This window comes from Achromobacter sp., from assembly GCF_032113835.1.
Taxonomy (GTDB): Bacteria; Pseudomonadota; Gammaproteobacteria; order Burkholderiales; family Burkholderiaceae_B; genus Achromobacter.
In genome coordinates this window covers 21,751-46,956 of record NZ_DAMCTG010000038.1, presented here as the reverse complement: position 1 = coordinate 46,956, position 25,206 = coordinate 21,751, and the positions used below count along the sequence as shown (strand labels likewise).

The 25,206-nt window shown below is 64.9% G+C and carries 29 protein-coding genes and 1 tRNA gene; 15 read left to right on the top strand and 15 right to left on the bottom strand.

The genetic code is table 11. The features are described from left to right. On the top strand, positions 1–446 hold a 446-nt coding region (locus RT697_RS15000; protein WP_313699856.1), incomplete at its 5' end, for a glutamate synthase-related protein. 69 nt (positions 447–515) lie between these two features. On the opposite strand, the gene RT697_RS14995 is transcribed toward RT697_RS15000, so the two are convergent. Next, positions 516–2,018: a phospholipase D-like domain-containing protein gene (locus tag RT697_RS14995; RefSeq protein WP_313699854.1), complete on the bottom strand. Its 1,503-nt coding sequence runs from the start codon at positions 2,016–2,018 to the stop codon at positions 516–518. 9 nt (positions 2,019–2,027) lie between these two features. Further along, complete coding sequence (locus RT697_RS14990) at positions 2,028–2,363, bottom strand: YqjD family protein (RefSeq protein WP_175124592.1); 336 nt, start codon at positions 2,361–2,363, stop codon at positions 2,028–2,030. Positions 2,364–2,735: 372 nt separating this feature from the next. Here RT697_RS14990 and egtD point away from each other — a divergent pair, with 372 nt between their 5' ends. The 5 genes from egtD to RT697_RS14965 all read left to right on the top strand — a co-directional run bounded on the left by egtD (position 2,736) and on the right by RT697_RS14965 (position 6,276). Beyond that, positions 2,736–3,713, top strand: coding sequence for an L-histidine N(alpha)-methyltransferase (egtD, locus tag RT697_RS14985; protein ID WP_313699852.1), 978 nt, complete (start codon positions 2,736–2,738; stop codon positions 3,711–3,713). A 36-nt stretch (positions 3,714–3,749) separates the two neighbouring features. Then, a complete protein-coding gene (egtB, locus tag RT697_RS14980) occupies positions 3,750–5,066 on the top strand; it encodes an ergothioneine biosynthesis protein EgtB (protein ID WP_313699850.1) in 1,317 nt (438 codons plus the stop codon). A 156-nt stretch (positions 5,067–5,222) separates the two neighbouring features. Beyond that, positions 5,223–5,299 (top strand) — tRNA-Met (locus RT697_RS14975). 249 nt (positions 5,300–5,548) lie between these two features. Next, positions 5,549–5,842 (top strand): type II toxin-antitoxin system RelE/ParE family toxin, encoded by a 294-nt coding sequence (locus tag RT697_RS14970; protein WP_313699848.1) that lies wholly within the window; start codon positions 5,549–5,551, stop codon positions 5,840–5,842. 89 nt (positions 5,843–5,931) lie between these two features. Continuing rightward, the gene (locus RT697_RS14965) at positions 5,932–6,276 is read left to right on the top strand and encodes an addiction module antidote protein (protein WP_313699846.1); all 345 of its coding nucleotides are present in this window, start codon (positions 5,932–5,934) and stop codon (positions 6,274–6,276) included. Positions 6,277–6,444: 168 nt separating this feature from the next. On the opposite strand, the gene RT697_RS14960 is transcribed toward RT697_RS14965, so the two are convergent. The 3 genes from RT697_RS14960 to RT697_RS14950 form a co-directional block, all read right to left on the bottom strand. Then, positions 6,445–7,368 carry a hypothetical protein gene (locus tag RT697_RS14960; protein ID WP_313699845.1) on the bottom strand — a complete coding sequence of 308 codons (924 nt, stop codon included), beginning with the start codon at positions 7,366–7,368 and terminating at the stop codon, positions 6,445–6,447. A 200-nt stretch (positions 7,369–7,568) separates the two neighbouring features. Further along, positions 7,569–7,760, bottom strand: coding sequence for a hypothetical protein (locus RT697_RS14955; protein WP_175124598.1), 192 nt, complete (start codon positions 7,758–7,760; stop codon positions 7,569–7,571). Between the two features lie 108 nt (positions 7,761–7,868). Next, complete coding sequence (locus RT697_RS14950; protein ID WP_313699844.1) at positions 7,869–8,120, bottom strand: hypothetical protein; 252 nt, start codon at positions 8,118–8,120, stop codon at positions 7,869–7,871. Positions 8,121–8,380: 260 nt separating this feature from the next. Between RT697_RS14950 and RT697_RS14945 the strand changes: the two genes are divergently transcribed. Next, positions 8,381–8,572 carry a hypothetical protein gene (locus RT697_RS14945; RefSeq protein WP_056567242.1) on the top strand — a complete coding sequence of 64 codons (192 nt, stop codon included), beginning with the start codon at positions 8,381–8,383 and terminating at the stop codon, positions 8,570–8,572. A gap of 27 nt (positions 8,573–8,599) precedes the next feature. Here RT697_RS14945 and yddG read toward each other — a convergent pair whose 3' ends face one another. Beyond that, positions 8,600–9,508 (bottom strand): aromatic amino acid DMT transporter YddG, encoded by a 909-nt coding sequence (gene yddG, locus RT697_RS14940; protein WP_191576544.1) that lies wholly within the window; start codon positions 9,506–9,508, stop codon positions 8,600–8,602. 96 nt (positions 9,509–9,604) lie between these two features. Here yddG and RT697_RS14935 point away from each other — a divergent pair, with 96 nt between their 5' ends. Beyond that, positions 9,605–9,844 (top strand): 6-phosphofructokinase, encoded by a 240-nt coding sequence (locus tag RT697_RS14935; RefSeq protein ID WP_313699842.1) that lies wholly within the window; start codon positions 9,605–9,607, stop codon positions 9,842–9,844. A gap of 46 nt (positions 9,845–9,890) precedes the next feature. Here the strand turns inward: RT697_RS14935 and RT697_RS14930 are convergent, their stop codons facing one another. The 4 genes from RT697_RS14930 to RT697_RS14915 all read right to left on the bottom strand — a co-directional run bounded on the left by RT697_RS14930 (position 9,891) and on the right by RT697_RS14915 (position 13,936). Next, complete coding sequence (locus tag RT697_RS14930) at positions 9,891–11,465, bottom strand: diguanylate cyclase (protein ID WP_313699841.1); 1,575 nt, start codon at positions 11,463–11,465, stop codon at positions 9,891–9,893. Between the two features lie 157 nt (positions 11,466–11,622). Then, a complete protein-coding gene (locus RT697_RS14925; RefSeq protein WP_313699840.1) occupies positions 11,623–11,844 on the bottom strand; it encodes a hypothetical protein in 222 nt (73 codons plus the stop codon). A 105-nt stretch (positions 11,845–11,949) separates the two neighbouring features. Further along, positions 11,950–13,131: an AI-2E family transporter gene (locus RT697_RS14920; RefSeq protein ID WP_313699838.1), complete on the bottom strand. Its 1,182-nt coding sequence runs from the start codon at positions 13,129–13,131 to the stop codon at positions 11,950–11,952. A gap of 91 nt (positions 13,132–13,222) precedes the next feature. Beyond that, the gene (locus RT697_RS14915) at positions 13,223–13,936 is read right to left on the bottom strand and encodes a DUF3053 family protein (RefSeq protein WP_313699836.1); all 714 of its coding nucleotides are present in this window, start codon (positions 13,934–13,936) and stop codon (positions 13,223–13,225) included. 204 nt (positions 13,937–14,140) lie between these two features. On the opposite strand from RT697_RS14915, the gene RT697_RS14910 reads away from it, so the two are divergent. From RT697_RS14910 to RT697_RS14900, 3 genes are all read left to right on the top strand, one after another. Then, the gene (locus RT697_RS14910; protein WP_313699834.1) at positions 14,141–14,500 is read left to right on the top strand and encodes a hypothetical protein; all 360 of its coding nucleotides are present in this window, start codon (positions 14,141–14,143) and stop codon (positions 14,498–14,500) included. 683 nt (positions 14,501–15,183) lie between these two features. Further along, a complete protein-coding gene (locus RT697_RS14905) occupies positions 15,184–15,465 on the top strand; it encodes a hypothetical protein (RefSeq protein ID WP_313699833.1) in 282 nt (93 codons plus the stop codon). A gap of 86 nt (positions 15,466–15,551) precedes the next feature. Next, positions 15,552–16,244 carry a cytochrome b/b6 domain-containing protein gene (locus tag RT697_RS14900; protein WP_313699831.1) on the top strand — a complete coding sequence of 231 codons (693 nt, stop codon included), beginning with the start codon at positions 15,552–15,554 and terminating at the stop codon, positions 16,242–16,244. A gap of 103 nt (positions 16,245–16,347) precedes the next feature. Here RT697_RS14900 and RT697_RS14895 read toward each other — a convergent pair whose 3' ends face one another. Next, positions 16,348–16,806, bottom strand: a complete 459-nt coding sequence (locus RT697_RS14895; protein WP_313699829.1) for a cytochrome c — start codon at positions 16,804–16,806, stop codon at positions 16,348–16,350. 58 nt (positions 16,807–16,864) lie between these two features. After that, positions 16,865–18,241, bottom strand: coding sequence for an adenylosuccinate lyase (gene purB, locus RT697_RS14890; protein ID WP_313699827.1), 1,377 nt, complete (start codon positions 18,239–18,241; stop codon positions 16,865–16,867). Between the two features lie 162 nt (positions 18,242–18,403). Between purB and RT697_RS14885 the strand changes: the two genes are divergently transcribed. Beyond that, positions 18,404–19,015 (top strand): glutathione S-transferase, encoded by a 612-nt coding sequence (locus RT697_RS14885; RefSeq protein WP_313699826.1) that lies wholly within the window; start codon positions 18,404–18,406, stop codon positions 19,013–19,015. A 75-nt stretch (positions 19,016–19,090) separates the two neighbouring features. Here the strand turns inward: RT697_RS14885 and RT697_RS14880 are convergent, their stop codons facing one another. The 3 genes from RT697_RS14880 to gcvA form a co-directional block, all read right to left on the bottom strand. Continuing rightward, positions 19,091–19,909 carry a sulfite exporter TauE/SafE family protein gene (locus RT697_RS14880; protein ID WP_313699824.1) on the bottom strand — a complete coding sequence of 273 codons (819 nt, stop codon included), beginning with the start codon at positions 19,907–19,909 and terminating at the stop codon, positions 19,091–19,093. Between the two features lie 84 nt (positions 19,910–19,993). Further along, positions 19,994–21,112, bottom strand: coding sequence for a tRNA 2-thiouridine(34) synthase MnmA (mnmA, locus tag RT697_RS14875; RefSeq protein ID WP_313699823.1), 1,119 nt, complete (start codon positions 21,110–21,112; stop codon positions 19,994–19,996). A 7-nt stretch (positions 21,113–21,119) separates the two neighbouring features. Beyond that, positions 21,120–22,046, bottom strand: coding sequence for a transcriptional regulator GcvA (gene gcvA, locus RT697_RS14870; RefSeq protein WP_313699821.1), 927 nt, complete (start codon positions 22,044–22,046; stop codon positions 21,120–21,122). Positions 22,047–22,284: 238 nt separating this feature from the next. Here gcvA and RT697_RS14865 point away from each other — a divergent pair, with 238 nt between their 5' ends. The 3 genes from RT697_RS14865 to RT697_RS14855 form a co-directional block, all read left to right on the top strand. Continuing rightward, positions 22,285–23,274: a Bug family tripartite tricarboxylate transporter substrate binding protein gene (locus RT697_RS14865; RefSeq protein ID WP_175124614.1), complete on the top strand. Its 990-nt coding sequence runs from the start codon at positions 22,285–22,287 to the stop codon at positions 23,272–23,274. A gap of 67 nt (positions 23,275–23,341) precedes the next feature. Then, a complete protein-coding gene (locus RT697_RS14860; RefSeq protein WP_312429710.1) occupies positions 23,342–24,217 on the top strand; it encodes an N-formylglutamate amidohydrolase in 876 nt (291 codons plus the stop codon). A gap of 155 nt (positions 24,218–24,372) precedes the next feature. Beyond that, positions 24,373–25,206: NAD(P) transhydrogenase subunit alpha (locus RT697_RS14855; RefSeq protein ID WP_313699819.1), on the top strand; the 834-nt coding region annotated here is incomplete at its 3' end.

Sequence of the window (25,206 nt, the reverse complement as noted above, 5' to 3'; positions counted from 1 at the left end):
ACGCCGCGCGCGGCTTCATGTTCGCCATCGGCTGCATCCAGGCCCAGGCCTGCCACACCGGCAAATGCCCAACCGGCGTCACCACGCAGGATCCGCTGCGGCAACGCGCGCTGGTCGTGCCGGACAAGGCGCAGCGCGTGGCGAACTTCCACAAGAACACGCTGCACGCGCTTGCCGAACTGCTGGCCGCGGCCGGGTTGACCCACCCCAGCCAGTTGCGTCCGCACCATATCGCGCGCCGCATCTCGCCCAGCGAGATCCGCCTTCTGTCCGCGCTGTTTCCGGAACTGGCGCCCGGCGAATTGCTGCGCGGCGAATTCCGCCATCAGGTCTTCCGCGCTGGATGGGCAATGGCGCAGGCGCAGTCGTTCCAGCCCACGCACGACATCACCACGGCGCTCGCGCGCGAACACGCCGCCCAGGCGGCCGCAGCCGGCAACTCCTGAGCGGCGCGGCGGACGGGGCGGACGGGGCTGACGCGGCAGATCGCGCGCATCGCCCGTCCGCCCCGTTCGCTACAGCCAGCGCTCGAACATGCGCGAGAACGACTCCATGAAGCGGTCATCCAGACCGCGCTCCTTCCAGGCCTCGGGCGTGACCTGCACGGCATCGGCCACGTCGCGCTGGAACAGCGCCTCCATCTCGGCCGCAAACTCGGGCCCCAGCACCACCGCATTGATCTCATAGTTCAGCGCAAAGCTGCGCCAATCCATGTTGCTGGAACCGACGGTCGACCAGACGCCGTCAACCACCGCGGTCTTGGCATGCAGCAGCGCGTCACGCCGCTCGTAGATCTTCACGCCGGCGCGCAGCAGGTCTGTGTAGTGCGAGCGTCCCGCGTGGAACACCAGCGACGAATCGCTGAAGCCCGGCAGCACCAGCACCACGTCCACGCCGCGCCGCGCCGCGGACTGCAGCACCTCGATGAACGCGGGATCCGGCACGAAGTACGCCATCGTGATGTGGATGGATTTCTGCGCACTTTCGAACGCGGACATCAGCGTCAGATAGACCGTGTAGCCATCGCTGCGGTCGGGCTGGTTGGCCAGGATGCGGACCGTGGTGTTGCCGACGGGCGGCGCCACCTGCGAATCGCCGCCCTTGATGGGCTCCTTCGCCTGCGATGCCCATCCGGCCTGCAGCACCTGCTCCAGCTGTGCGACTGCCGGACCTTCGATGCGCAGATGCGTGTCGCGCCAGGGCGCGGAATCGGCGTCTTCCGGCGGGTCGCCCGCCTTATCGCCGGAACCGCCGCCTGAACCGCCACCCGAGCCGCTGCCCGAGCCCGAGCCACTCCCGCCGGAAAACGACGACGACTCGTACACGCTGCTGACGTTGATGCCGCCCAGGTATCCCACTTTGCCGTCAACGACCAGCACCTTGCGGTGATTGCGCTCGTTCGGCGACCAGCCGGCGCGGGCGTTGACCGGATTGACGGGATTGAAGACGGCCACCTGGACGCCCGCATCGCGCATCCGCTGGAACAGCGCATCGGGCGTCTTGATCGTGCCGACCGCGTCCACCATCAACGAGACCTCGGCGCCCCGGTTGCGCGCCGCAATTAACGCCTCGGCAAAGCGCTGGCCTTCGGCGTCGTCATCGAAGATGTAGGTTTCCATGTGGACGTAGCGGCGCGCCTGGCCAATGGACTGCAGCATCGCCTTGTACGTGCTGGGACCGTCGGCCAGCAGCCGCACGCGGTTGCCCTTGACCAGCGGCGCGCCGCTGACAGCCTGCTCCACCGCCAGATGCCTGGCGAGAAAGTCGTCCTTGGGTGTTTGAGGGTCCGCTGCAATGCCTTGCCCGCGACGGTAGCTGTCCTGCGCTGCATTCGCGGACAGGCCCGCCTGCGCGGCGCGTGCGTGCCGTTCCTGCGCGTCGGGGACGCTGGCGCAGGCGGCGAGCACGGACGCGACGCACGCAAACAGCACGGCGCGCGCCCATCGACGCGCGTCAGCCGTCAGTCTGTGCAAGGCATTGTGCGGCCCACCCCGGCTCGCGGCCGGTAATGGGCTCATGATGCACCTCTAGCGTCGGTTGCCTGCCACGAAGATGCAGCCGAGCACGGCGCCCACCAAGGCCGCCACGCCGACCGATTTCCACGCATTCTCGTGCACGTACTCGTCCGCATAGGCGGTGGCACGACGGGCCCGTTCACGCGCGACGACTTCCCAGCCGCCCGCGGACTCGCGCGCATCGGCGAGCTGACGCTTCAGGCGCGCACGCGCCGATTCAATTTCGGAGCCCGTATACGACGCGGTCGAACGCAAGAGGTCTTCCGTCCCGGCCAGCAGCTCGTGGAAGCTGTCATTGACGCGTTCACGATGCAAAGCCATTTCAGCGCGCTGGTGCTTTCGATTCATGGTAGCTCCTTGTTTTTTTTGGACCGCCCCGGCCAACACCACCGTTGCCTGATGCAACGCAGCATCGCCAGGGCTGCGGAACACATCGTTCCGCATGGCCGAAACCCCATTGTCCATAGCAACGGCCGCAACTGCCCGAGCTTTCGCAACCAGCCGTAAACCGATATTTCAGCGGAGCGAAACTTGCTGACGGCATCGTCTGGCGCCGTCACCGCGTCTTCGCGCACATCTGGTCGCGTCCGGCCAAAGGCGTTTTCGATTTCGTAAAAGTCCATTGCATTCAGAGGCTTGGCGCTTGACACCCGAACCCCCTCAGCCGCCACAATAGGTCTTCGCAATGCGCTTCAACCGCCCCAAAAAGGAACTGAACGCATGGTTTCCCCTTCCGCACTCCTTGCCGCCGTTTCTCCTGAATTCGTCGCGCAAGAACCGCAGCATCAAAGCGCCGAGCAGGTCGAATTGCACGACGGGTTGCTCGACAGCCCCGCCCACATCGACCCCAAGTTCCTGTACGACGCGCTCGGCTCGTCGCTCTTCACGGCCATTACGCAGTTGCCCGAGTACTACCCGACGCGCTGCGAGCACGAAATCTTCCAACGCCATGGCGCCGATATCGCCCGCCATGTCGGTCCGGTGCAGGCAATGATCGACCTGGGCGCCGGCGACTGCGTCAAGGCCGAGCGCCTGTTCGCCAGCCTTCGGCCCAGCCACTATGTGCCGGTCGACATTTCTGCCGATTATCTGCAGACGGCCGTACGCCGCCTGAAGCTGTCCTATCCCGACATGCGGATCACGGCCGTGGGACAGGATTTCTCGCATGAACTTGCATTGCCGGCCGGCATTCCGACGCAGCAGCGCCTGTTCTTCTATCCCGGCTCCAGCATCGGCAACCTGGGACCCGACAGCGCGTATGCCATGCTGCGACGGATCCGCGAAGCGTGTCCCGGCGGCGGGCTGCTGATCGGCGTTGACCGCGTCAAGCCCAAAAGCGTGCTTGAACCCGCGTACGATGATGCGCTGCATCTGACTGCCGCGTTCAACCTGAACCTGCTGCGCCATGTGAACGCGGTGCTCGACAGCGATTTCAATGTCGAAGACTGGCGCCATGTAGCAATCTTCAACAGCGAGCGCTCGCGCGTCGAAATGCACCTGGAAGCGCAGCGCGCATTGCGCGTCACCTGGCCCGGCGGCCATCGCGACTTCACGCGCGGCGAACGCATCCATACGGAAAACTCGTACAAGTTCACGCCACAGGCATTCAGCGACCTGCTCCATCGTGCGGGCTTTCGCAATGTCGAACATTGGTCGGATGCCCGCGACTGGTTTTCTGTTTTCAGCGCCCGCGCCTGACGCGGGACCACCCACGACGCCCCCCGGAGGATCGCCATGGACCCCGCATGCCTGCTGACCCATCCCGCCATCGCGCCCTATGCCAGTGGACAGGCCGGCCAGCACGACCGCTACGACGCCGTACGGTCGACCACCGCCGCGCTCGCTGCGCCGCTCAGTCCCGAGGACTGCCAGGTGCAATCCATGCCGGATTGCAGCCCCGTCAAATGGCATCTGGCGCACACCACCTGGTTCTTCGAAACCTTCCTGCTGGCGCGCTTCGACACATCGGCGCCGCCCTTTCATCCGCAGTACCGGATGCTGTTCAACTCCTACTACAACGCTGTCGGCGCGAAACATCCGCGTCCGCAGCGCGGCCTCTTGTCGCGCCCGCCGCTCGCCGAGATCTTGCGCTATCGCCAACACGTCGACGATGCGATGCACGCGCTGATTTCGCGGCTCGGCGGCAACGATGCCGACTTCGACGCGTTGCTTGAGCTTGGCCTGAACCACGAGCAGCAGCACCAGGAATTGATCCTCACCGATCTGAAGCACATGCTGTCGGCCAATCCACTCAAACCGGCCTACGTGGCGCCCGGCCAGCCAGCGCTGCCGCCCGCCACCGACGCCGGCTGGACCCGCTACGACGGCGGCATCACGCGCATCGGCCACGACGGACGCGGGTTTGCCTTCGACAACGAAGGTCCGGCCCACGATGTCCTGCTGACGCCCTTCTCCCTGTCCGATCGCCTTGTCACCCAACGCGAATTCCTGGACTTCATCCAGGATGGCGGGTACGAACGGCCCGAACTGTGGCTGTCCATGGGCTGGGACATCGTGTGCGTACAAGGCTGGCGCGCGCCGCTCTATTGGGAAGACGACGGCGACGACTGGCACGTCTTCACGTTGCGCGGCATGCAGCCCCAGGAATTGGAGGCGCCAGTCACCCACGTCAGCTATTTCGAAGCAGACGCCTACGCGCGCTGGGCAGGCGCGCGCCTGCCGCGAGAAGCCGAATGGGAACACGCCGCCCGCCAGCTTTCCGAAGACACCTACTCGGCCCGCGCCAACCTGCTGGAAAACGGCCACCTGGACACGCGTCCCGCCCCCGAACGCAACGGCCAGGGCGGTCCGGTGCAGTTGTTCGGCGACGCGTGGGAATGGACGTCGAGCGGCTATGACGCCTATCCCGGCTTCAAGCCCAACGCGGGCGCCGTCGGTGAATACAACGGCAAATTCATGTGCAACCAGTACGTGCTGCGAGGCGGCTCCTGCGCCACGCCGCGCGATCACATCCGGCCAAGCTACCGGAACTTCTTTCCGCCCGAGGCGCGATGGCAGTTCTCGGGGATCCGGCTGGCTCGGGATGATTGAGAGGATTTGCTGAGCGCGAGGCGGTTGGAACACCGAATCGCGGGGCGGGTCAGAAAAATTCGGCGCCCCTCCACTTGCACTCCAAAAAAACTTCGTGCTAGAATTTCGTTCTTCGTTGAGCAGCAACTGCAACGCAAACTGCTTAATAAGAAGGATGGCGCATTAGCTCAGCCGGTTAGAGCGACGGAATCATAATCCGCAGGTCCCCTGTTCGAATCAGGGATGCGCCACCAAAGAATTCAAAAAGGCCCGCACATTGTGCGGGCCTTTTTCGTTGGGCACGCATTTGACGCTGTACTCAGTACCGCTTTGGCACACGATCTCTCGCGCTTGCATGACCCTCCGTACGATTGGCCATAGCCAAAGTCGACAGCCTTCCGTATCCAGCAGGATACGCACTGAGTTGACTTATCGTATCCACAGGGATACATTTCATTGGCCGCGACAAGCCCGGGGGGTGTTAAAGATGTTAGGTGCCAGAGATGAAAGAACTGGAAAGCACCGAAGACTATGACGAGTTCGAAGCAGATTTGAAGGATCTGCGGGCTCGCGCAAGAATCCAGGCACGAATTCAACGGCTGCGTGCCGGCAATCCGGGTGATCACCGAAATCTTGAAAAAGGGGTATCGGAACTTCGGATTGATGTCGGACCGGGGTACAGGGTCTATTACACGCAGCGGCAGGACGGGACGCTTGTGATCCTCCTCGCAGGAGGCAGCAAGTCGACGCAACAAGCTGACATTGCAAGAGCTTACCGCTTGGCCGCGAGCCTTTGATCTCTTGCCTTGGAACGAAGTTGAGGCGTGATTGCACGAGCAGCAAACACGCTGTGGAAATCAGGCTCCACAAGATCAGGAGCAGAAACATGGCAAAGCTACAAACGAAAAAATACGACATCGCAGAGCGGCTCCGCACCCCTGAAGAGATGGCGCTTTATCTGGACGCCTGCATCGAGGAATGTGATGGCGATGCGGCGTTCATTGCAAAAGCGCTGGGAGATATCGCTCGCGCGCAAGGGATGACGAAGATCGCTAAGGACACGGGCATGTCCCGCGAAAGCTTATATAAGGCGCTTTCCGGCGAGCGGTCCCCCGACTTCGCGACGATTCTCAAGGTCATGGGTGCTTTGGGGATTTCTTTCCGCGCAGCCGCCGCTACCCGTTCGACTGTTGACGCCGCGGCTTTTGGGAACATCAGCTGCTCCGGATAACGCTTGACCTAAGCACGCTTGCGTCGAGCGCGCATTTCGAAGATGCCCCGGCAACGGACTCATAATCCTTTGGTGACGAACCGAGCCAAAAGAATCGAGCGTCAAAAACAAAAACGGCCCGCACACCGTGCGGGCCTTTTTCATTCGGACAATACAGGCCTTAACCCATCAAGTCCGGTACACCGTATCGCGCCGGCGGCCGCCCCACGTCGCAGCCAGGCTCGCCACGAACGCGCCTATCAGCATCGAGGCAAACCCCCACAACGCAAACGCCGCAGCGGCCTTGCGTGCCGTGTCCGCCGCTTCCTTGGCCTTTTGCTTGGCCTCCTCGGCGGTCTTCTTGGCGTTCTGGATCGCCTCGTCGACGCGGCGTTGGGCCACGGCGGGTTCCACGCCGGCCTGCGCCGCAACGACCTTCACCACATAGTCGCGATCAGCGGGCGTCATCTCGCCGCGCGTGATGCTCATGGCGACGACGCGGCCGACTTCGGCGCGCGCCGCTTCGGGGTCGGTGTTGGCCTCGGGACGTTCCGAGCGCATCAGGGTGTCGGTGAGATAGTCGGTGGCGCGTTCCATGCCGCCGCCATTGCTTGCCCCCGCCGCGCCGGCCGTCGCGGCCGCAGTCGCCGCAGTGCCGGCAGTGGCCGCGACCGAAGCGCCAGCCTTGGCCGCGCCCGATGCCATGGACGCCAGTGCAGACCCCAGCAGCGCCGCGCTGACGACGGCGCTCAGCGCCCAGACCAGGAAGCCATGCGCGGTGTCGCGGAAGTAGACCTCGTCCGAGTGCACGTCGACCCACTTGGTGCGCAGACGTCCGGCGACATAGCCGCCGATGCCGTAAGAGAGGATCTGAGTGATCAGCATCCACACGATGATGCCGATGCCGATGGTGGGGGCGGACACGCCCTCGTCGCCCCACGGCGATACGGACAGGAAACCCAGGCCGGTGCCACCGGCGAACAACGCGAGCGAGAGCGCGGCGGCGATCACCGCGCCGGCGAAGACCGCCGCCCACGACACGGCCGAAATGGCGGACTCACGTGGAGGCACGCCATCGGCATATGGCTGGCTCAATGAAGACGTATTTTGCATGATCGATCCTTGTCCAGAGTCTTACGCAACCGCGCGGACGCGGGCGCCAAAGCGGGAATGACGAACCGGCCTTCAGTGCCAGAACAGCGCCAATAAAATGATGATGGGAATGGGCACGCCAAGCAGCCACAACAGGATGGAGCGCATGGAAACCTCCTTGCTTCGATGAATGGATCTGAGTGAAGTGACGCCGGCCGCAATCAGGCCAGGTCGATGGTGCCCGGGGCGCGGGGATCCGGCGCGGGCGGCGTGGGGTCGATGACGTCGGGATTGTCGGTGGGACGCCCCGGGTCCGGACGCGGATCGTCCGCAGGGGCGGTGCCAGGAAGCGCCGGATCGTCGGGCGTGAGATCGTCCGGCTGACCGGGTTCTCGATGCGGGATCTGGGACATGATTGCCTCTCCTCAAGCAGCGCAAGACGCGCTTCGGTTGAGCATCAGCAAATGGCGTGCCTGAGACCCTTCAGGGGTTCAACACCGTCGAGCAAAACGAGAAAGCCGTCAGGCCTTGCGTTTGCTGCCGGCGGCGGCAGCGGTGCGTTCGGGCGCCTCGTCCGCTAGAAAAGCGACAACCGCGGCCTTGCCGGCCGCAGAGGCCTCATCCTGGCTGGCGTATCGCTTGTCCGAGTAATTGGTGCTGCGCACATTGCCGGATGCAGGATCCAGCAGGGTGATGATCCATGCGAATTCACCTGGCGCAAGCTGGCGGACCTGCAGGGTGGCGCGCGTGCCGGGGCGTAGTTCTTGCGGCATCTGGCGGCCTCTTCCGTGTTTCGATCACGCCATCGTAGCGCAAACGCAGGGGGACGCCACGGTCGGACGCGGCGTATGAAAAATGCTGCGCTTGCACACAATTTTCATGCTGCAGACTGCGCGGCTATTCCGCCACAAAGCGCCCTTCCTGCAAGGAAAACCCTAGGGTGCAGTCCTGCAATACAGGCGCACAATCGTTTCAAACAACAAGACCGCTCAGCGGCGCCGAATCCCCTAAATCAGGCGAGGACGGAGACAACATGACTTACGTCGCAGTTTTCATGAGCTGTTTGATGGTTATGGGTATCGTCGCGTTGGTGATTCAAACGATACGAAGCGCGGGGCCCGAGCCCTGGCTGAAGATATCGGCGGCGATTGTCAGTTCCACCTTTGCATCGCTGATGCTGGTCCCGTTGGGGTTCGCCGTGGCCCTGACGATGCTCGTCGAGTAGTCTCTCCCACCGAAGGTCAGGCCCGGACTATCCGTTACGGGCCGGTCTGCCGCGGGTTGCCGCCCAACACAACAATGAACCGGCGGTGACCATCGCCACGCCCTGCCAGAACGACAGGGTGAGCGGCGTCGCCAACCATAGCGCGGCAAAGAAGGTGGAGAAGACCGGCGTGAAGTACGACGCGGTGGCCAGCAACGTCAGGTTGCCTCGCAGTATCCCCACGTTCCAGAATGCGTAGCCGCTGGCCATTGCGCCGCCGGCCACGCATAGCTCGATCGTGGCTGGCGCCGTGAACGCAAGCGCGGGTTCCGCGCTGATTGCGTATTTGATCCACAGGACAGTAGCGGTCAGCACGAAAAACAGCGCGACCCCGTTCTTGCCGTCGGCAAAGCGCTTGGTCACGTTGCAATACACGGCCCAGATGATGGCGCCGCTGAACGCCAATCCATAACTGAGAGGATTGCTCGACACATTGGCGACGGTGCGTTCATATGACAGCCCGCCGGCTCCGCCCACGACCCACACGATGCCGCACACCGACAACAAGATGCCCGGCGCCACCCAGATGCTTGCCCGCTGGCCGTTGATGAGCATGGCAAACACCACCGTCAGGCACGGCCACAGATAGTTGACGATGCCCAACTCGATGGCTTGCCCGCGATCGGCTGCGAATCCCAGCGACAGCGACAGGCATATCTCATAAGCGACGAACAGCAGGCTGCCCACGATGAGATAGGACCGGGGGAAGGTGCGCAGCTTGGGAAAGCCCAGCAGCAATACGAGGAAGATCGAACCCACCGTATAGATGAGCGCGGCGCCGCCGATCGGGCCAAAGTTTTCACTGACGCCACGAATCAGACCGACGACCGTGCCCCACAGCAGGATTGCCAGCAAACCGAGGGAAGTGGCCGCATTCCGGCCAGGATTCAATTGCATTACCGTTTCCGATTGCGCGATAGGCCAGCCCGATAATCAGGCCGGCCAGGCGCCAAGGCGGCAAGTTTAGCGAAAACCGAACGGAGAAATCGCGGCATGGCTATTTCCACACGCAGGCTGAGCGACGTGCTGGCAAGCACGGATTCGGGGCGGCTCTACCGCATTGAAGTGTTCTTGCGGGCTGAAGATGCGGGGGCCGCCCCCCTGCCGCGAACCGGCAGGCGCTACATATTCAGGACGTCCGAAGGCGACTCCGTCATCGCGCTGGACGACAAGCGCTACCGCCTGGGGTCCGGCGAGGTTCTCACTGCCCTGACGCCGCGCCGCGACACCTGACATGCCCGGTCCGGCGGCACACCTGACACGCCCGGCCCGGCGGCGGCTACTCGTCCAGCGCCACCCGCCGCTTGCCCAGGCCCTTGGCCCGGTACAACGCCACGTCCGCTCGCTCGAGCAGCTGCAGCATCGTGGTGCCCGATTGCGGATACACGGCAATGCCGACGCTCGCAGACACCGCGACACGGACATTGGGATACGGCAGCGACAGGCTCTCGACCAGCGCCTCGGCCACCGGCCGCGCGTTCTCCTGGTTGGCGCCCAGCAGCAGCACGGCGAACTCGTCGCCGCCCAGCCGTGCCGCCACATCGGAGACCCGGATCGCGTTTGCCATGCGATCGGCGGCCTCTTTAAGCACCGTGTCGCCCGCGGCGTGGCCGTGCATATCGTTGACGGCCTTGAAGCCGTCCAGATCGATGGCCAGGATCGAGAACGAATCGCCGCTGCGCTGCGCGACGGCCAGCTCGCGCAGCACGAGCTCACCGAACAGCACCCGGTTGCACAAGCCGGTCAGCGGATCGTAATGCGCCAGGTGCTGCGCGCGCGCCAGCATACGCGACGCCTGCAGCATGGCGGCCCCGACTTCCTGGGCTTCCTTGATGCGTGTGGCCGGCAGCTCGACAGTGCGGCCCTCGCCCAACGCCAGCGCCGGCGCGACGAGTCCCTGCACAGCCGACGTCAACCGGCTTGCCAGCCTGATCGCCAACCACAGACCCAGGCCGAACGCGAACAACGTGCCCATGCCGATCCACGCGATCGACCGATAGAGGTCCGTGGTCAGCAATTGCATCGGCGCGCCGGCGGCAACCGTCCAGCCCGAGAGCGCCGACCGGCTGAACGCGGTGTAGACCGGCGTGCCTTCCTTGGTGATCGTTTCGAGCGACCCTTCGCCTTCCTGCTGCACGGCGCGGGCCAACGCCGGCACCGCCTTCTGGCCGACGAATTTCGAGGTATCGCGGGTGCGGGCAACGATGGTTCCGGAGTCGTCGAGCACGGCGGCCACCCAGCCTTCGGGCAAGGCGCGACGGCCCAACACGCTGCCGATGCGCTCGGGCGACAGCCCCACATTCAGGCTGTAGACCACCTCCCCGCCTCGCACGACCGGCACGCCGAGCGCGATGGTGGGATCCTTCGTCAGACCGCCGGCGAACAGCCCCGTCAGCACAGGCATGCGCGACTGGAAGACGCGAAGCAGCTCATCTGGCGCGCCGGTGGACGGCAATGCCGTGCCATAGGGCACTTGCGTGTTGATGATCTGGCGCCCTTCCTTGTTGGTCAGGACGTAGCTGTCGACGATCTGGAACCGCACGGACTCGCGCGCGCGGCGATGAAAACCGGCGAGGTCACCTTCGACCAGGTCCGGCGACGACGCCAGCATCTGCAAGCCGGCTTCGACGCCCGTGAGCTCACGATCGAGGATCGCCGTGAGATTGCGCGCCAGAAAAATCGTGTCGCGAAAGATGCGTTCCTTCTGGATGACGTAGCTTTCGTAGACTGCGACCGTCGCCACGATGAGCGCAGGGGTGATACAGGCAAAGACGAGGGCCAGCAGGCCCGTCCGCATGGAATAGCGGCGCGCCTGGCGGCGGCGCCCGCCAGCAAGCGCTTCGCCGTCAGCCATGGCGCGCCTCGCCATTCAAGATCCGCATCGCGCGAACATTCGACCGAAACAACACCCGTGGGCTCATGCGCCTCCCGATACGCCCTCCCGGCACCCCCGCCGGGCCTGGATGGAAACCCAAAGATTATTGCAGAGCGCGCCCGCCGCTCCCGTCCCGCTACTTCTCTTCCAGATCGGGCGTGCCGGTGAATTGGGTTTTGAGCAGGGTCAGGGCGCCTTTTTCGGCCAGCGCCTCGTTGGGGAATACGTGCTTGGTGTCTTCCAGGATCGGAAAGCCGAACACGCGCACGCGGGTGTGATATCCCTCGGGCGTCTCGGCAAATTCGATGTCAAAGTTGCGTTCTTCGATCCAGCCCGACCGATGCAGTTTCCATTCCATATCCAACGCGCTCCTGTTTGGCGAAGTTGACACGAAAGGCCGGCCGCGATGGCCGGCGCTGCTACACCATACACCCGGCCGGGCGCGCATGGGCGCCCAGCTCGGTCAATCGTCGTGGGACTGGCGGTCCCGGGCCAGCGCTGCCTGTGTACCGGCAGCGGCGCCGCCCGCTGCCGGCGGCGTGCCGGCAACGGGATTGCCGGGCAACGGCGCGCTCGCTGCGGGGACGACCGTCGGATCACTTGCCGCGGGCGAGAACAGATCCCAGCTTGCCATGAACAACGCGGCGATCAGCGGACCGATGACAAAGCCGTTCAGGCCGAACAGCGCCATGCCGCCCAGCGTGGAGATCAGGATCACGTAGTCGGGCATCTTCGTGTCCTTGCCCACGAGAATGGGCCGCAGGACGTTGTCGACCATGCCGATGACCAGCACGCCGAACGCGATGAGCACGGCGCCCTTGACCACGTCGCCCGTCAGCAGGAAGTACACGGCCACCGGCGCCCAGATCAACCCCGCGCCAATCGCCGGCAGCAGCGACAGGAACGCCATGATCACGCCCCACAGCAGCGCGCCCTGGATCGACAGGATGGAGAAGATGATGCCGCCCAGCGCGCCCTGCGCCGCCGCCACCGCGACGTTGCCCTTGACGGTGGCGCGCACCACGGTCGTGAACTTGCGGAACAGGTGCTGCTTGTGCATGTCGCTCAACGGCACGGCGCGTCGCAGCCGGGCCGAAAGCAGGGGCCCGTCACGCAGCAGGAAGAACAGCAGGTACAGCATGATGCCGAAGCTGACCACGAACTGGAACGTGTCCTGTCCGATGTTCAAGGCTTGGGTTGCCAGGAACTGGCTCGCCTGCATCGCGCCGGCGCTCAGCTTGTCCTGCAGGCTGGGAATGTCGGCCAGGTCGAAGCGCGCCAGCAGCGCATGCACCGACGGCGGCAAGGCGTCCATTGCCTGCTGGAAGTACGCGCCAAAATTGATCTGGCCGGACTTGATGCTCTGATAGAGGCTCGCGCCTTCGCTCACCAGCGACCCGCTGATGACGACCAACGGAAGAATCACCAGCAGCAGCACCAGCAGCAGGGTGATGAGCGCGGCGAGATTGCGCCGGCCGCCAATGCGCGCCACCAGGCGGCGCTGCAAGGGAGCGAAAAGAATGGCCAGGATGGTGCCCCAGAACACGGCCCCATAGAAAGGCCACAACAGCCAACCGAACGCGATGGTGACCACCACGAGCAAAAGCACGAAGGTTCTGTAATGCACGCCTGAAGATTCGCTCATGGTCTGTCCAAGACACGGCATGCGCCGCGAGAGCCGCATTGTACAAAGCGCCGCCGGGCGCCGCTTGCCTCGCGACGGGGCTGATCCACGGCTATGGCGCCTTCGACCCGGCGCTCGCCGCCTGCAGCAGCGTGGCGCGGGCGGCTTCAAGACCGTCGGACTGCGCATTCAGCGCTTGCAGCCGCAGGTTCAGTTCCTGTTGCAACGTCGGTTTTGCCACCTTGGTTTGCCCATCCTCGAAGGTCACATCCGCAGCATTGGCCGCCACGAAGTCCGCGATGCCCAGTGCGTCGCGGGCGACCGAGTCCATCCTGGCGGCGGCCTGCATCATGTCGGCGGCCGGCCCCGTCACCGCCTCGTCGTAGACGCCGTCATACACGGGCGCCAGATCGGCGGGCAACGCCAGGTCCGCGCGCGCCTTGTCGGCCTTGCCTCGCGCCGCCTGGACCTGCGCGGCGCCGTCGGCCAGCGTCTTGCGCGCCGCCTGCAGGCTGGCCTTGCGCTCCACGATGTCGCTCACCGACCGGATCGTCTCCACGGACAGCACCTCGCGAAGCGGCGCCGCCGCCTTGGCCATGGCTTCCTGGAAATCCGTCATTACCTCATAGGCGTCGTCGTAGCCGCCGATGGCTTCCTTTTCCTGCTTGCTCAGCAGGCCGATCGGCAAGAGCGTCACGTTGTTCATGCGGACTTGCAGAACCTGTATGAACGCGGCGCGCTCCTGAGGCTCTTTGTTGACGCATGCCGCCAGCAACAGCATCGAGACCAACGCCATGCCTGTCACGCACGCGCGAACCAAAACCATGCGCATCCTTTTGCACTCCGATTCTGCTGATTACGGGAAGATTATCCGGTAGCCCCGACCTTGGGTCCGGAAGGGGCGAAATTTGTTGCCATCGAAGCGAGTTGACACAGGGGAAGCGGCGCGCATGCTCCGCGACGCCGGCGTCCTCTAAAATCGTGGATTCGGCGGCACGCAGCCGCCCGCAACATTGCCTTGGCTGAACCCATGACTCAAAACGCTTCCCCCCTGCCCTGGGGTTTCACGCTCCCGGATTGCCGCGGCGCGAACGCCCTGCTCCACTTCATGAACGACCTGGCGCGAGTGGTGAACCAGTATCTTGGCCACGGCAAGCTGTCGGACGAAGCGTTGGCGGACGCCCAGAAGGCCGTGGACGCGCTGCTGGAACGCTATGTGGAGATCGAGGCCGCGCCCGAAGCCTTTGACGGCGAGCGCATCGGGTTGGCGCTGGAAACCCTGCCGCAGCCTGATGGCACGACCAGCGCCCAGGTGGCGCTGCGCATGTCGCCACGTCTGGAAGGCCTGATCATCGAGGCCCAACGCCAGGCGCGCCCCGCGTCGCACTGAGGCGTTTTCGCACGGCCGGACGCCCACCCGGCCGAAAATCCTTGCATAATCGCGCAATTGCCGATATTATCGTCGGTTGGATCTGCGCAGTCGGGTCTTCGCAGCTGCACTTCGGTACGCCATGTCCGCAAAGCTGCCCGGCAAACCCGGCTGCCACAACCAGATCGACCCGGATAGATCCACCCCAGATAGATCCACCCCGTAAGCTCTGCGTCCTTGCGAAGTACAACGCAAAATACGCAAACCCAGAGCACCATCGGAAACCACACGCCTTCGCCCATCCGCCAGTCCGGATCGGCCTGAAGCAGATACACCCACATAACACGTTGCTTTTCCGGAAGCAGCGATGCATGCCGCGGTCCAACCACCGCGAGCGCCAGAGCCAACCCACTCTGCGCGCACCCAGGGCTGCACGGACGCACGCCAATGCGCCGGCAACCATGCCTGTGTATGGCGCGCCCGCGCCCCGCAGCCCGACCGATGCCCGCCAGGACTGGACGAAGGCATCACCACGCCGGCCTGGCGCGCAAAAAACATGAGAATGCGCAAAAGAACGGCGGCAGCAATGCGTTAGTGTCATGTAACGCCTGTCCAATACATCCGGCGGACAAGGCGCGACGCGAGTGCGTCCACCATGACAAGACGCAGCTTTTCCAATAACTAGAACCTAAAGAGAACACAACATGAATACTCGTTTCACCACCACCGACCTGATCCGACGCCCGGCCCATACCCAGCTCGACGACATGCCCATCCACATCGGCGACATCGTCTACCTGAAGCCGGCCAACGGCCCCGAGATCCGCGCCACGGTCATCTTCAACGCGCCGATCAACGGCACCACCACCTACACCACCGAAGTCGTGCCGTGCGGAGCGCCCGCTCAAAAGACGCCCGCCCAGCGCATCCGGTTCCGCCACGAGCATGTTCATCGCATCGAACCGGTGCGCCGCAACGCTCGCTAAGCTGACCCGACACCGCCGCGCTTACCCCGCGGCGGTTTGCTTTGTGCGTGATAAATTCCCTGCAACTTCAGCCCACTGATCTCACCATGCAGAACAATCGTCTCGCGGTCCGCATCTGGGACCTTCCCACCCGGCTCTTTCACTGGGCGCTTGTCGTCTGCATCGTCGGCGCGTTCGTCAGCGTGAAGCTGGGCGGCCTCTACATGGACTGGCACGTGCGCTTCGGCTGTACGGCGCTGGGCCTCATCCTCTTCCGCGTGCTGTGGGGATTTGCCGGACCGCGCTACGCCAGGTTCGCGCATTTCGTCCGTGGCCCCGGCGCCGTGGCCCGCTACCTGAAGGGCGCCGCCGCGCCCGCCGGCCACAATCCGCTGGGCGCCCTGTCGGTCATGGCGCTGCTGCTGGTCGTCGGCTTTCAGGCGGTCAGCGGCCTGTTCACCACCGACGACATCATGACGCAGGGCCCGCTGTTCGGGCATGTGTCCGAAGCCACCGCCAGCGCCATGACGTCCTGGCACAAGCTCAACGAGTGGGTCATCATCGGCCTGGTCGCCCTGCACCTCCTGGCCGTCACGTGGTACGTGGTCGTGCGCCGCAAGCGCCTGGTGCGCGCCATCATCACCGGCAACGTCGACGCCAAGGACGTCCCGGCAGGCACGCCGCCCGCACAGGACGGCCTGGCCGTCTGGCTGCGCGCCCTGGTGCTGGGCGCCTGCGTGACCGGCCTGGTGCTGTGGATACGATCGCTCGAGATCGTGTCCGACATGTCGTTCTCCTGACCCTGCCCACGCAGAGAGCCCATGAAATAAGCCCAAACAAAAAGCCCCTGAACGGGGCTTTTTGCTTGAAACGGCAACGGGCCGGATTTGCCGGCCCAAGGCGTTATTTCTTCTTGCGGTAGGAATCGTGACAGGCCTTGCAGCTGGCGCCGACGTCGCCGAATGCCGCGCGCAGCTTGTCCAGGTCGCCTGCGTCGGCGGCTGCCGACAGCTTCACGATATTGTCCTGGAACGCCTGCTGCTTCTGCTTGAAGCCTGCGGCGTCGCTCCAGACTTCGGGACGGGCGTCGCCGCCTTCCGTACCGGGACCGAACCCCGCCCACGGCAATGCCGACAGCGTCTTCAGCACATCGACGTTGGCCTTGATCTGCGCGGCGTCATAGGGCGCCTGGCCCTTGACCACCGGCGCCATGCGGCCGAAGTGCGAGCCGATCAGCGCAAGCGCGGACTGGCGGTACTTGACCGCATCTTCGGGCTTGGCGAATTGCGCGGAGGCGGACGTCGCCAGCAGCGGACCCAACGTCATACAGGCCAGCGCAGCGAGCGTGGACAACTTCTTCATTGCAATCTCCCGTAGGTACAACGTGAAAGCCGCGCGCATGACGCGCGCGGCACGGCGACTATACCGCCCGGGCCAGCTCGGCTGCCAGACCGATGTACGAGCGCGGGGTCATCGCCAGGAGGCGGGCCTTCGGCTCTTCAGGCAGCGCCAGGCCCTGGATGAATTCTCGCAGAGCCTCTTCGGTGATGCCCTTGCCGCGCGTCAAGGCCTTGAGCTGCTCGTAGGGCTGCGGCAGGCCATAGCGGCGCATGACGGTCTGGACCGGCTCGGCCAGCACTTCCCAGCAGGCGTCGATATCGGCGTCGATGGCCGCCGTGTTGACTTCGAGCTTGCCCAGGCCGCGCATGCAGGCATCCCATGCGACCAGGCAGTAGCCCAGGCCCACGCCCAGGTTGCGCAGGACGGTGGAATCGGTCAGGTCGCGCTGCCAGCGGGAGATCGGCAGCTTGTCGGCCAGATGGCGCAGCACGGCGTTGGCCAGACCCAGGTTGCCTTCGGAGTTTTCGAAGTCGATCGGGTTGACCTTGTGCGGCATGGTCGACGAACCGACCTCGCCTTCCTTCAGGCGCTGCTTGAAGTAGCCGAGCGCCACATAGCCCCAGATGTCGCGATCCAGGTCCAGGATGATGATGTTGGCGCGGGTGATCGCGTCGAACAGCGCGGACATCCAGTCGTGCGGTTCGATCTGGATGGTGTGGCGGTTCTGGGTCAGGCCCAGGCCCGTCAGCACGCGCTTGCTGAACTCGGGCCAGTTGATTTCAGGGTAAGCGGACAAGTGGGCGTTGTAGTTGCCCGTTGCGCCGTTCAGCTTGGCCAGGGGCTCGACGGCCACGACGGCGGCGATGGCGCGGTTCAGGCGCGCAGCCACGTTGGCGAATTCCTTGCCCAGCGTGGTCGGGCTGGCGGGCTGGCCGTGGGTGCGCGACAGCAGCGGCTGGTCGGCGTTGGCGATGGCCAGATCGTTCAGCTTGGCGGCCACTTCGCGCAGGCGCGGCACCACAACTTGGTCGCGCGCGCGCGACAGCATCAGCGCGTGCGAGGTGTTGTTGATGTCTTCAGAGGTGCAGGCGAAGTGGATGAATTCGGCGGCTCGGGCCAGATCGGCATCATCGGCGACCTTTTCCTTCAGCCAGTACTCGACGGCCTTCACGTCGTGGTTGGTGACGCGCTCGATGTCCTTGATGCGGCCGGCGTCCGCCTCGGAGAAGTTGGCGACCAGCTGGGCCAGGCGCGCGCGGGCGGCTTCGGAGAAGGCCGGCAGCTCCGGCAGGCCGGCGTCCGACAGGGCGATCAGCCAGGCGACCTCGACTTCGACGCGGTGCGCCATGAAGCCGGCTTCGGACAGCAGACCGCGCAGCGCGTCGCCCCGGGAAGCGTAGCGGCCATCCAGTGGCGAAAGGGCATTAAGTTGGCTCAGCTGATCGGCGATTTGCATGGTCTGGTAGGGAAAAAGCGACGGATGGGAAAACCCGGCGATTTTATCATCCGGGGCCGCCTGACATTGTGGCAAACTGGCGAAGATTCCGCCCTGCGGACAATTCCGGCCGTCATACAGCCTGCTATACTTCGGCCGCTTTCCGACTCCGCTTGTGACTCCATGAAACTGATCGGCTCGCTTACCAGTCCCTACGTGCGCAAAGTGCGTATCGTCATGGCCGAGAAAAAGCTGGACTACCGGCTTGAACTCGAAAACGTCTGGTCCGCCGACACGCAGATCCAAACGTACAACCCGCTGGGCAAGGTCCCCTGCCTGGTGATGGAAGACGGCGGCGCCTTGTTCGATTCGCGCGTCATCGTCGAATACGTGGACACTCTGTCTCCCGTCGCCCGGCTGATTCCTCAGCAAGGTCGCGACCGCGCAGCCGTCAAATGCTGGGAAGCCATCGCCGATGGCGTCCTGGACGCCTGCGTGACCATCGTCAAGGAAAACCAGCGCCCCGAGGCCCAGCGCAGCCCCGAATGGATCGAACGCCAATACGGCAAGATCCACGCCAGCCTGGACGCCATGAACAAAAGCCTGGGCGACAACGCCCATTGCATGGGCATCAACTATAGTCTCGCGGACATCGCCGTCGGCTGTGCCCTTGGTTACCTGGACCTGCGCTTTGCCACCCTGGACTGGCGCACCGGCCAGCCCAACCTGGCCCGCCTGTACGACAAACTGTCCCAGCGCCAGTCGTTCATCGATACGGCACCCAAGACGGCCTGACGGCCCAACAAAAACGCCCGGCATGACCGGGCGAGTATCTTCCGGCCGCTTTCGCGGCCGGTTTTCATTCCGCGATCAAATCGTCCAGGTCTGCCAGGCCTTGAACAGCATGTACGCCGCCAGCGCGAACAGCAGCGCGGCGAACACGCGCTTGAGCGTCTGCACCGGCAGGCGATGCGCCATGCGCGCGCCCAGCGGCGCCGTCAGAACGCTGGTGCAGACCAGCGCCAGCAATGCCGGCCAGTAGATGAAGCCGAGCATCCCCGGATAGGTCTGGGCTTCGTTCAAGCCCGAGACGATATAGCCCACGCTGTTGGCCAGCGCGATGGGAAAGCCCAGCGCCGCCGAGGTCGACACCGCATTGTGCAGGGCCACGTTGCACCAGACCATGAACGGAACGGACAGGAAGCCGCCCCCGGCGCCGACCAGGCCCGACAGAAAGCCGATGCCCGCGCCCGCCGCGCTGGTGCCGACCACGCCCGGCATCTGGCGCGTGGGCTTGGGCTTCTTGTTGCGCAGCATGTTCCAGCCGGAGTAGCCCACGAACAACGCGAAGAACAGCGACAGCCACAGCGTGCTCAGCGCCGCGAACACCGCGCCGCCCGACAGCAGCCCGCCGACGATGATCCCGGGCGCCATCGCCGCGACGATGCGCCACTTGATGGTGCCTCGCTGCTGGTGGGCGCGCACGCTGGAAATGGAGGTAAAGAGGATCGACGTCATGGACGTCGCGATCGCGGCGTGCACCACCAGGTCGGCGGGCATTTTCTGCCAGGTGAACAGCATCGTCAAAAACGGAACCAACAGCATGCCGCCGCCAATCCCCAGCAAACCCGCGGCAAAGCCCACCACCCCGCCCAGCACCAGCAGGCAGATCACCATCGTCACATCCACAACCGTCTCCTCAGTTTTATTCTCATGAACAAGGCCCCGCGGGCATGGCTCCGGGGGGCCTTGGTTACGCGCAGCGGAGCATTCTTAAATGATGATCCCGCCGCCCAGGCAAACTTCGCCATCGTATAGCACTGCCGACTGCCCGGGCGTCACCGCCCATTGCGGTTCGGTGAAATTTAGTGAAAACGTCTCTGGCGCCGTGTCGCCCAGGCGGCACGCCGCGTCGGCCTGCCGGTAGCGGGTCTTGGCGCCATAAGCGCCCGCGGCCGGCGGATGGCCCGCGACCCAGCTCGCATCCTGCGCCGTCAGGCTGCCGGACAGCAGCCACGGATGGTCATGGCCCTGCACCACGTACAGCACGTTGCGTTCCAGATCCTTGCGGGCCACATACCAGGCCTCGGCCGTGCCGTCGTCCCGCTGCCGGCCCTTGACGCCGCCCACGCCCAGCCCCTTGCGCTGGCCCAGCGTGTAGAACGAAAGCCCTTCGTGGCGGCCGACCTTCTGCCCTTCGGGCGTGAGGATAGGACCCGGTTCGGTGGGCAGGTAACGGTTCAGGAATTCCCGGAACGGACGCTCGCCGATGAAACAGATTCCGGTGGAATCCTTCTTGGCGGCGTTATGCAGGCCGATCTCGTGCGCAATGCGCCGCACTTCGGTCTTGTGGATCTCGCCCAGCGGAAACAGCGTGCGCGACAACTGCGCCTGGTTCAGGCGATGCAGGAAGTAGCTCTGGTCCTTGGACGCGTCCAGCGCCTTCAGCAACTGGAACTGCGAGCCGCCGCCCTCGGCAGGCACTTCGCGCACGCGGGCGTAATGGCCGGTCGCGATGTGTTCCGCGCCCAGCGCCATGGCGTGATCCAGGAACGCCTTGAACTTGATCTCGGCATTGCACAGGACGTCGGGGTTGGGCGTGCGGCCCGCGGAGTATTCGCGCAGGAAATCCGCGAACACGCGGTCCTTGTATTCGGCGGCGAAGTTGACGTATTCGAACTCCACGCCCACCAGGTCGGCGACGCTGGCGGCGTCCAGGAGATCCTGGCGGGTGGAGCAGTATTCGGAATCGTCGTCGTCTTCCCAGTTCTTCATGAACAGGCCGACGACCTCGTAGCCCTGTTGCTTGAGCAGCCAGGCGGTGACCGAAGAATCGACCCCGCCGGACATGCCGACGACAACGCGGCCTTTCTTGGTGGATGTTTGACTCATGATGCGGCTATTTTAGATCGGACAAGGCGTCTTCCCGCGGCTGCGGTTCGGCGGCGCGGGACACTTCCATCAGCCAGGCGCGGAAGGCCTGCAAGGTCGGCAGGTTGGCTTTCTGCTCGGGATAGCACAGGTAGTACCCCATACGCGCCCGGATCGGAAGCTGGATCGCGATGGCCAGCTTGCCGTCGCGCAGCTCGTCCTCGATCAGGCAGCGCGGGATCAGCGCCACGCCAAAGCCCGCCGCGGCGGCCTGCGACAGCAGCGCGTACTGGTCGAACCGGGCGCCTTCCAGGCTGCGCCGCGTGTCGCAGCCGGCCTGCTCGAACCAGTCGCGCCAGCCCTCCAGGGCCGACGTGTGGTGCAGCAGCGGATACGCCAGCAGGTCTTCGGGTGACTTGCACCCGCCCGCAATCAGGCGCGGGCTACAGACCGGCAGGATCTCGCGGCCCACGATGTAGTCCGCGCCGCTGCCGGGCCACAGGCCTTCGCCGAAACGCACCGCGGCGTCCAGTTCGGGCGTGGAGAAGTCGTAGCCCTGGCGGTGCGGAAGGAATTCCACGTGGATGTCGGGGCGCAGGCGCATGAAGGCCGTCAGGCGCGGAATCAGCCACCGCGCGCCGAACGTCGGCATACAGGTCAGGTTGAGCGTGCCGCCGCGCCCCTGGTGCGCGATCAGCTCGACGGTGGCCGCCTCGATCTGGCCGAGACCAGCCTGGATCTTGGCCAGATAGCTGCGGCCCGCCTCGGTCAGAACCAGGCCTTGCCTGATTCGTAGGAATAGTTCGACGCCGACGAACTCTTCCAGATGTTTCACCTGTTTACTCACGGCCCCCTGGGTCACGCACAGTTCCTGCGCAGCGCGCGTGAAACTGCTGTGCCGTGCGGCCACTTCGAATGCCTGAAGATCCGTTAAAGAGGGACAGAAACGCCTCATCTGCAGCCCCCACCGAATGTGGGGCTCCCTTGCCCTGCGGGCATGACGACGGCAACGGCCGGGCGCATTAATTGTTACGTAGCAGTAACGAAGCCGGGGCCTGCCGAAAAAGAGGTATGAAAAAAAGTCATAGCTTACGGAGAATCTTTCGTTTGCGCAAACCTGGCCGCCGGGAAAGAATCGTCAGGTTTGCGTCTGCCTTTGCGCATCCGCTGTTCATTCATTAGTAGGGGAATTCATGCAACGCCGTAATGTAGTCCTGGGCCTGTGTGTCGCCGCCGCGACCCTCGCCACGCCGCTGACCTCGGGTATCGCGCACGCTGAAGATGCGTATCCCAGCAAGCCCATCCGCCTGATCGTTCCCTTCCCGCCCGGCGGCACCACCGACATCGTCGGCCGCCTGTTCGCCGACAAGCTCGGCAAGGAACTGGGCCAGACCGTCGTCGTGGAAAACCGCGGCGGCGCCGGCGGCTCGATCGGCAGCGCCTTCGTCGCCAGCAGCGCGCCGGACGGCTACGTCCTGGGCATCGCCACCGTCAGCACGCACGGCATCAACCCGGCCATCTACCCGAACCTGCCGTTCGATGGCGAGAAGGACTTCACGCCCGTCTCGAATCTGGCCGCCGTGCCGAACATCATGACCATCAACCCGAAGGTCCAGGCCAAGACCATCGCCGAGTTCATCACGCTGGCCAAGAGCCAACCCGGCAAGCTGACGTACGCGTCGGCCGGCAACGGCTCGGTCTCGCACATGATGGGCGAACTGTTCAAGATGGCCTCGGGCACCGACCTGATGCACGTGCCGTACCGCGGCGTGGGCCCGGCGCTGAACGACGCGCTGGCCGGCCAGGTCGACGTCATGTATGACAACCTGCCCTCCACGCTGCCGCACGTCCAGTCCGGCCGCCTGATCGCCATGGCCGTCGCCTCGCCGCAGCGCGTCGCTTCGCTGCCCAACGTGCCCACGTTCGCCGAAGCCGGCCTGCCGGCCGTGAACGACGCGTCGTGGTTCGGCCTGGTCGCCCCGGCCAAGCTGCCCGCCCCCGTGCTGGCCAAGCTGAACGCCGCTGTCCAGAAGGTCAGCGCCGAAGAAGACGTCAAGAGCCGCCTTGCTGCCCTCGGCGCCTCGCCCGCTGCCAACACCCCGGCCGAATTCGGCGCGCAGATCTCGGCTGAAATCGCCAAGAACAAGCGCATCGCCAAAGAAGCCAACGTGAAGATCGACTAACCGGTCTTCGGTCCTCGCGTGCCCGTGGCGCGCGAGGACCTCCGATTCACGAACGCAGTACCCCCTTATGCGACTTACCCAGCCCCTGTCCTACCGCTTCGACCTCCCGCAGCACTATCCCGATTCGGAAATCTCGGTCCCTCTCGTGCTGGATTCCCCGCACAGCGGCACGACCTACCCCCCCGATTTCGCCGCCGCGGTGGACTTTGGCGCCTTGCGCACGGCCGAGGACACCTGGGTTGACGATCTGTGGGGCGACGCCATCGAGATGGGCGTGCCGATGATCGCCGCGGCGTTTCCGCGTGCCTATATCGACGCCAACCGCGCCGCCGACGAGATCGACGAATTGCTGCTGGACGCGGCATGGCCCGACGCAATCAACGCCTCGCCCAAGGTCAAGCTGGGCAAGGGCCTGATCTGGCGCATGCTCGATGACGGCACCCCGCTATACAACCGCAAGCTCACGGTGGACGAAGTGCGTCACCGCATCGATGCCTGCTGGAAGCCCTATCACGCCGCCCTCGGCCAGGTGCTGGACAACGCCCATCGCAAGTTCGGCAAGGTCTGGCACATCAACTGCCACTCGATGCCCAGCGTCGCCGGCGCCTTCGCCACCGATCGCCCGGGCCTGGTCCACCCCGACTTCGTGCTGGGTGACCGCGACGGCAGCACCAGCGATCCGGCCTTCCGCGAATTCATCGCCGCCTGGTTGCGCGAGCGCGGCTACAACGTCACCGTGAACGATCCCTACAAGGGCGTGGAACTGGTGCGCGCGTTCGGCCGCCCGCAAGAAGGCCGCCACAGCCTGCAGATCGAGATCAACCGCAAGCTCTACATGGACGAAGTGTCGCTTCGTCCCACCGGCAACTACGGCCGCCTGAAGGCCGATCTGCGCGACCTCACCGCCGCGCTGATCACCTGGACCCGCGCGCAGACGGCATAAGAAACGCCGCCCGTCCGCACGCCGGGTTGCAAGACCCCGCCCCATGGTTCGCCATGGGGTTTTTTTTTGGCCGCGCGCAAGCGGCCAAAACGGGGGAGGCGTGAGAGCGCACATTCCGTGTATAACTACGGCGAACCTTCTGAGGAGAGGCGTCGATGCACATCGGGATACCTAAGGAAACCCGAGACGGGGAAACCCGTGTCGCAGCAACACCGGAGACCGTCAAGAAGTACGTGGGCGGCAAGCACACCGTCGTTGTGGAAAGTGGAGCCGGCGCCGCCGCCCGCTATCTCGATGATGCCTATGTCGCAGCGGGCGCCACGCTCGGTTCGGCCCAGGATGCCCTGGGCGCCGAACTGGTCATGAAGGTTCGCGCGCCCGCCCCCGAAGAGTTGCCCCACATGAAGCCGGGCGCCGTGGTCGTGGGCATGCTCGATCCCTTCGACGCCGAAGGCCTCGCACAAATGGCCGCCGCGGGCCTGATTGGCTTCGCGCTGGAAGCCGCGCCGCGCATCACCCGCGCGCAAAGCCTGGACGTGCTGTCGTCGCAGGCCAACCTGGCCGGCTACAAGGCCGTGCTGCTTGCGGCTCACCACTACGGCCGGCTGATCCCCATGATGATGACCGCTGCCGGCACGTTGAAAGCCGCGCGCGCCGTCGTCCTGGGCACCGGCGTGGCCGGCCTGCAGGCCATCGCCACCGCCAAGCGGCTGGGCGCGGTGGTCGAAGCCTCCGACGTGCGCCCCGCCGCCCGCGAACAGGTTGAATCGCTGGGCGCCAAGTTCATCGACGTGCCGTTCGAAACCGACGAGGAGCGCGAGATCGCGCAAGGCACGGGCGGCTACGCGCGGCCCATGCCGCCCGCCTGGATGGCGCGCCAGGCCGCGCTGGTGTCCGAGCGCTGCAAGCAGGCCGATATCGTCATCACCACCGCACTGATCCCCGGCCGCCCCGCGCCGACCCTGGTCTCGGCCGAAACGGTGGCCGCG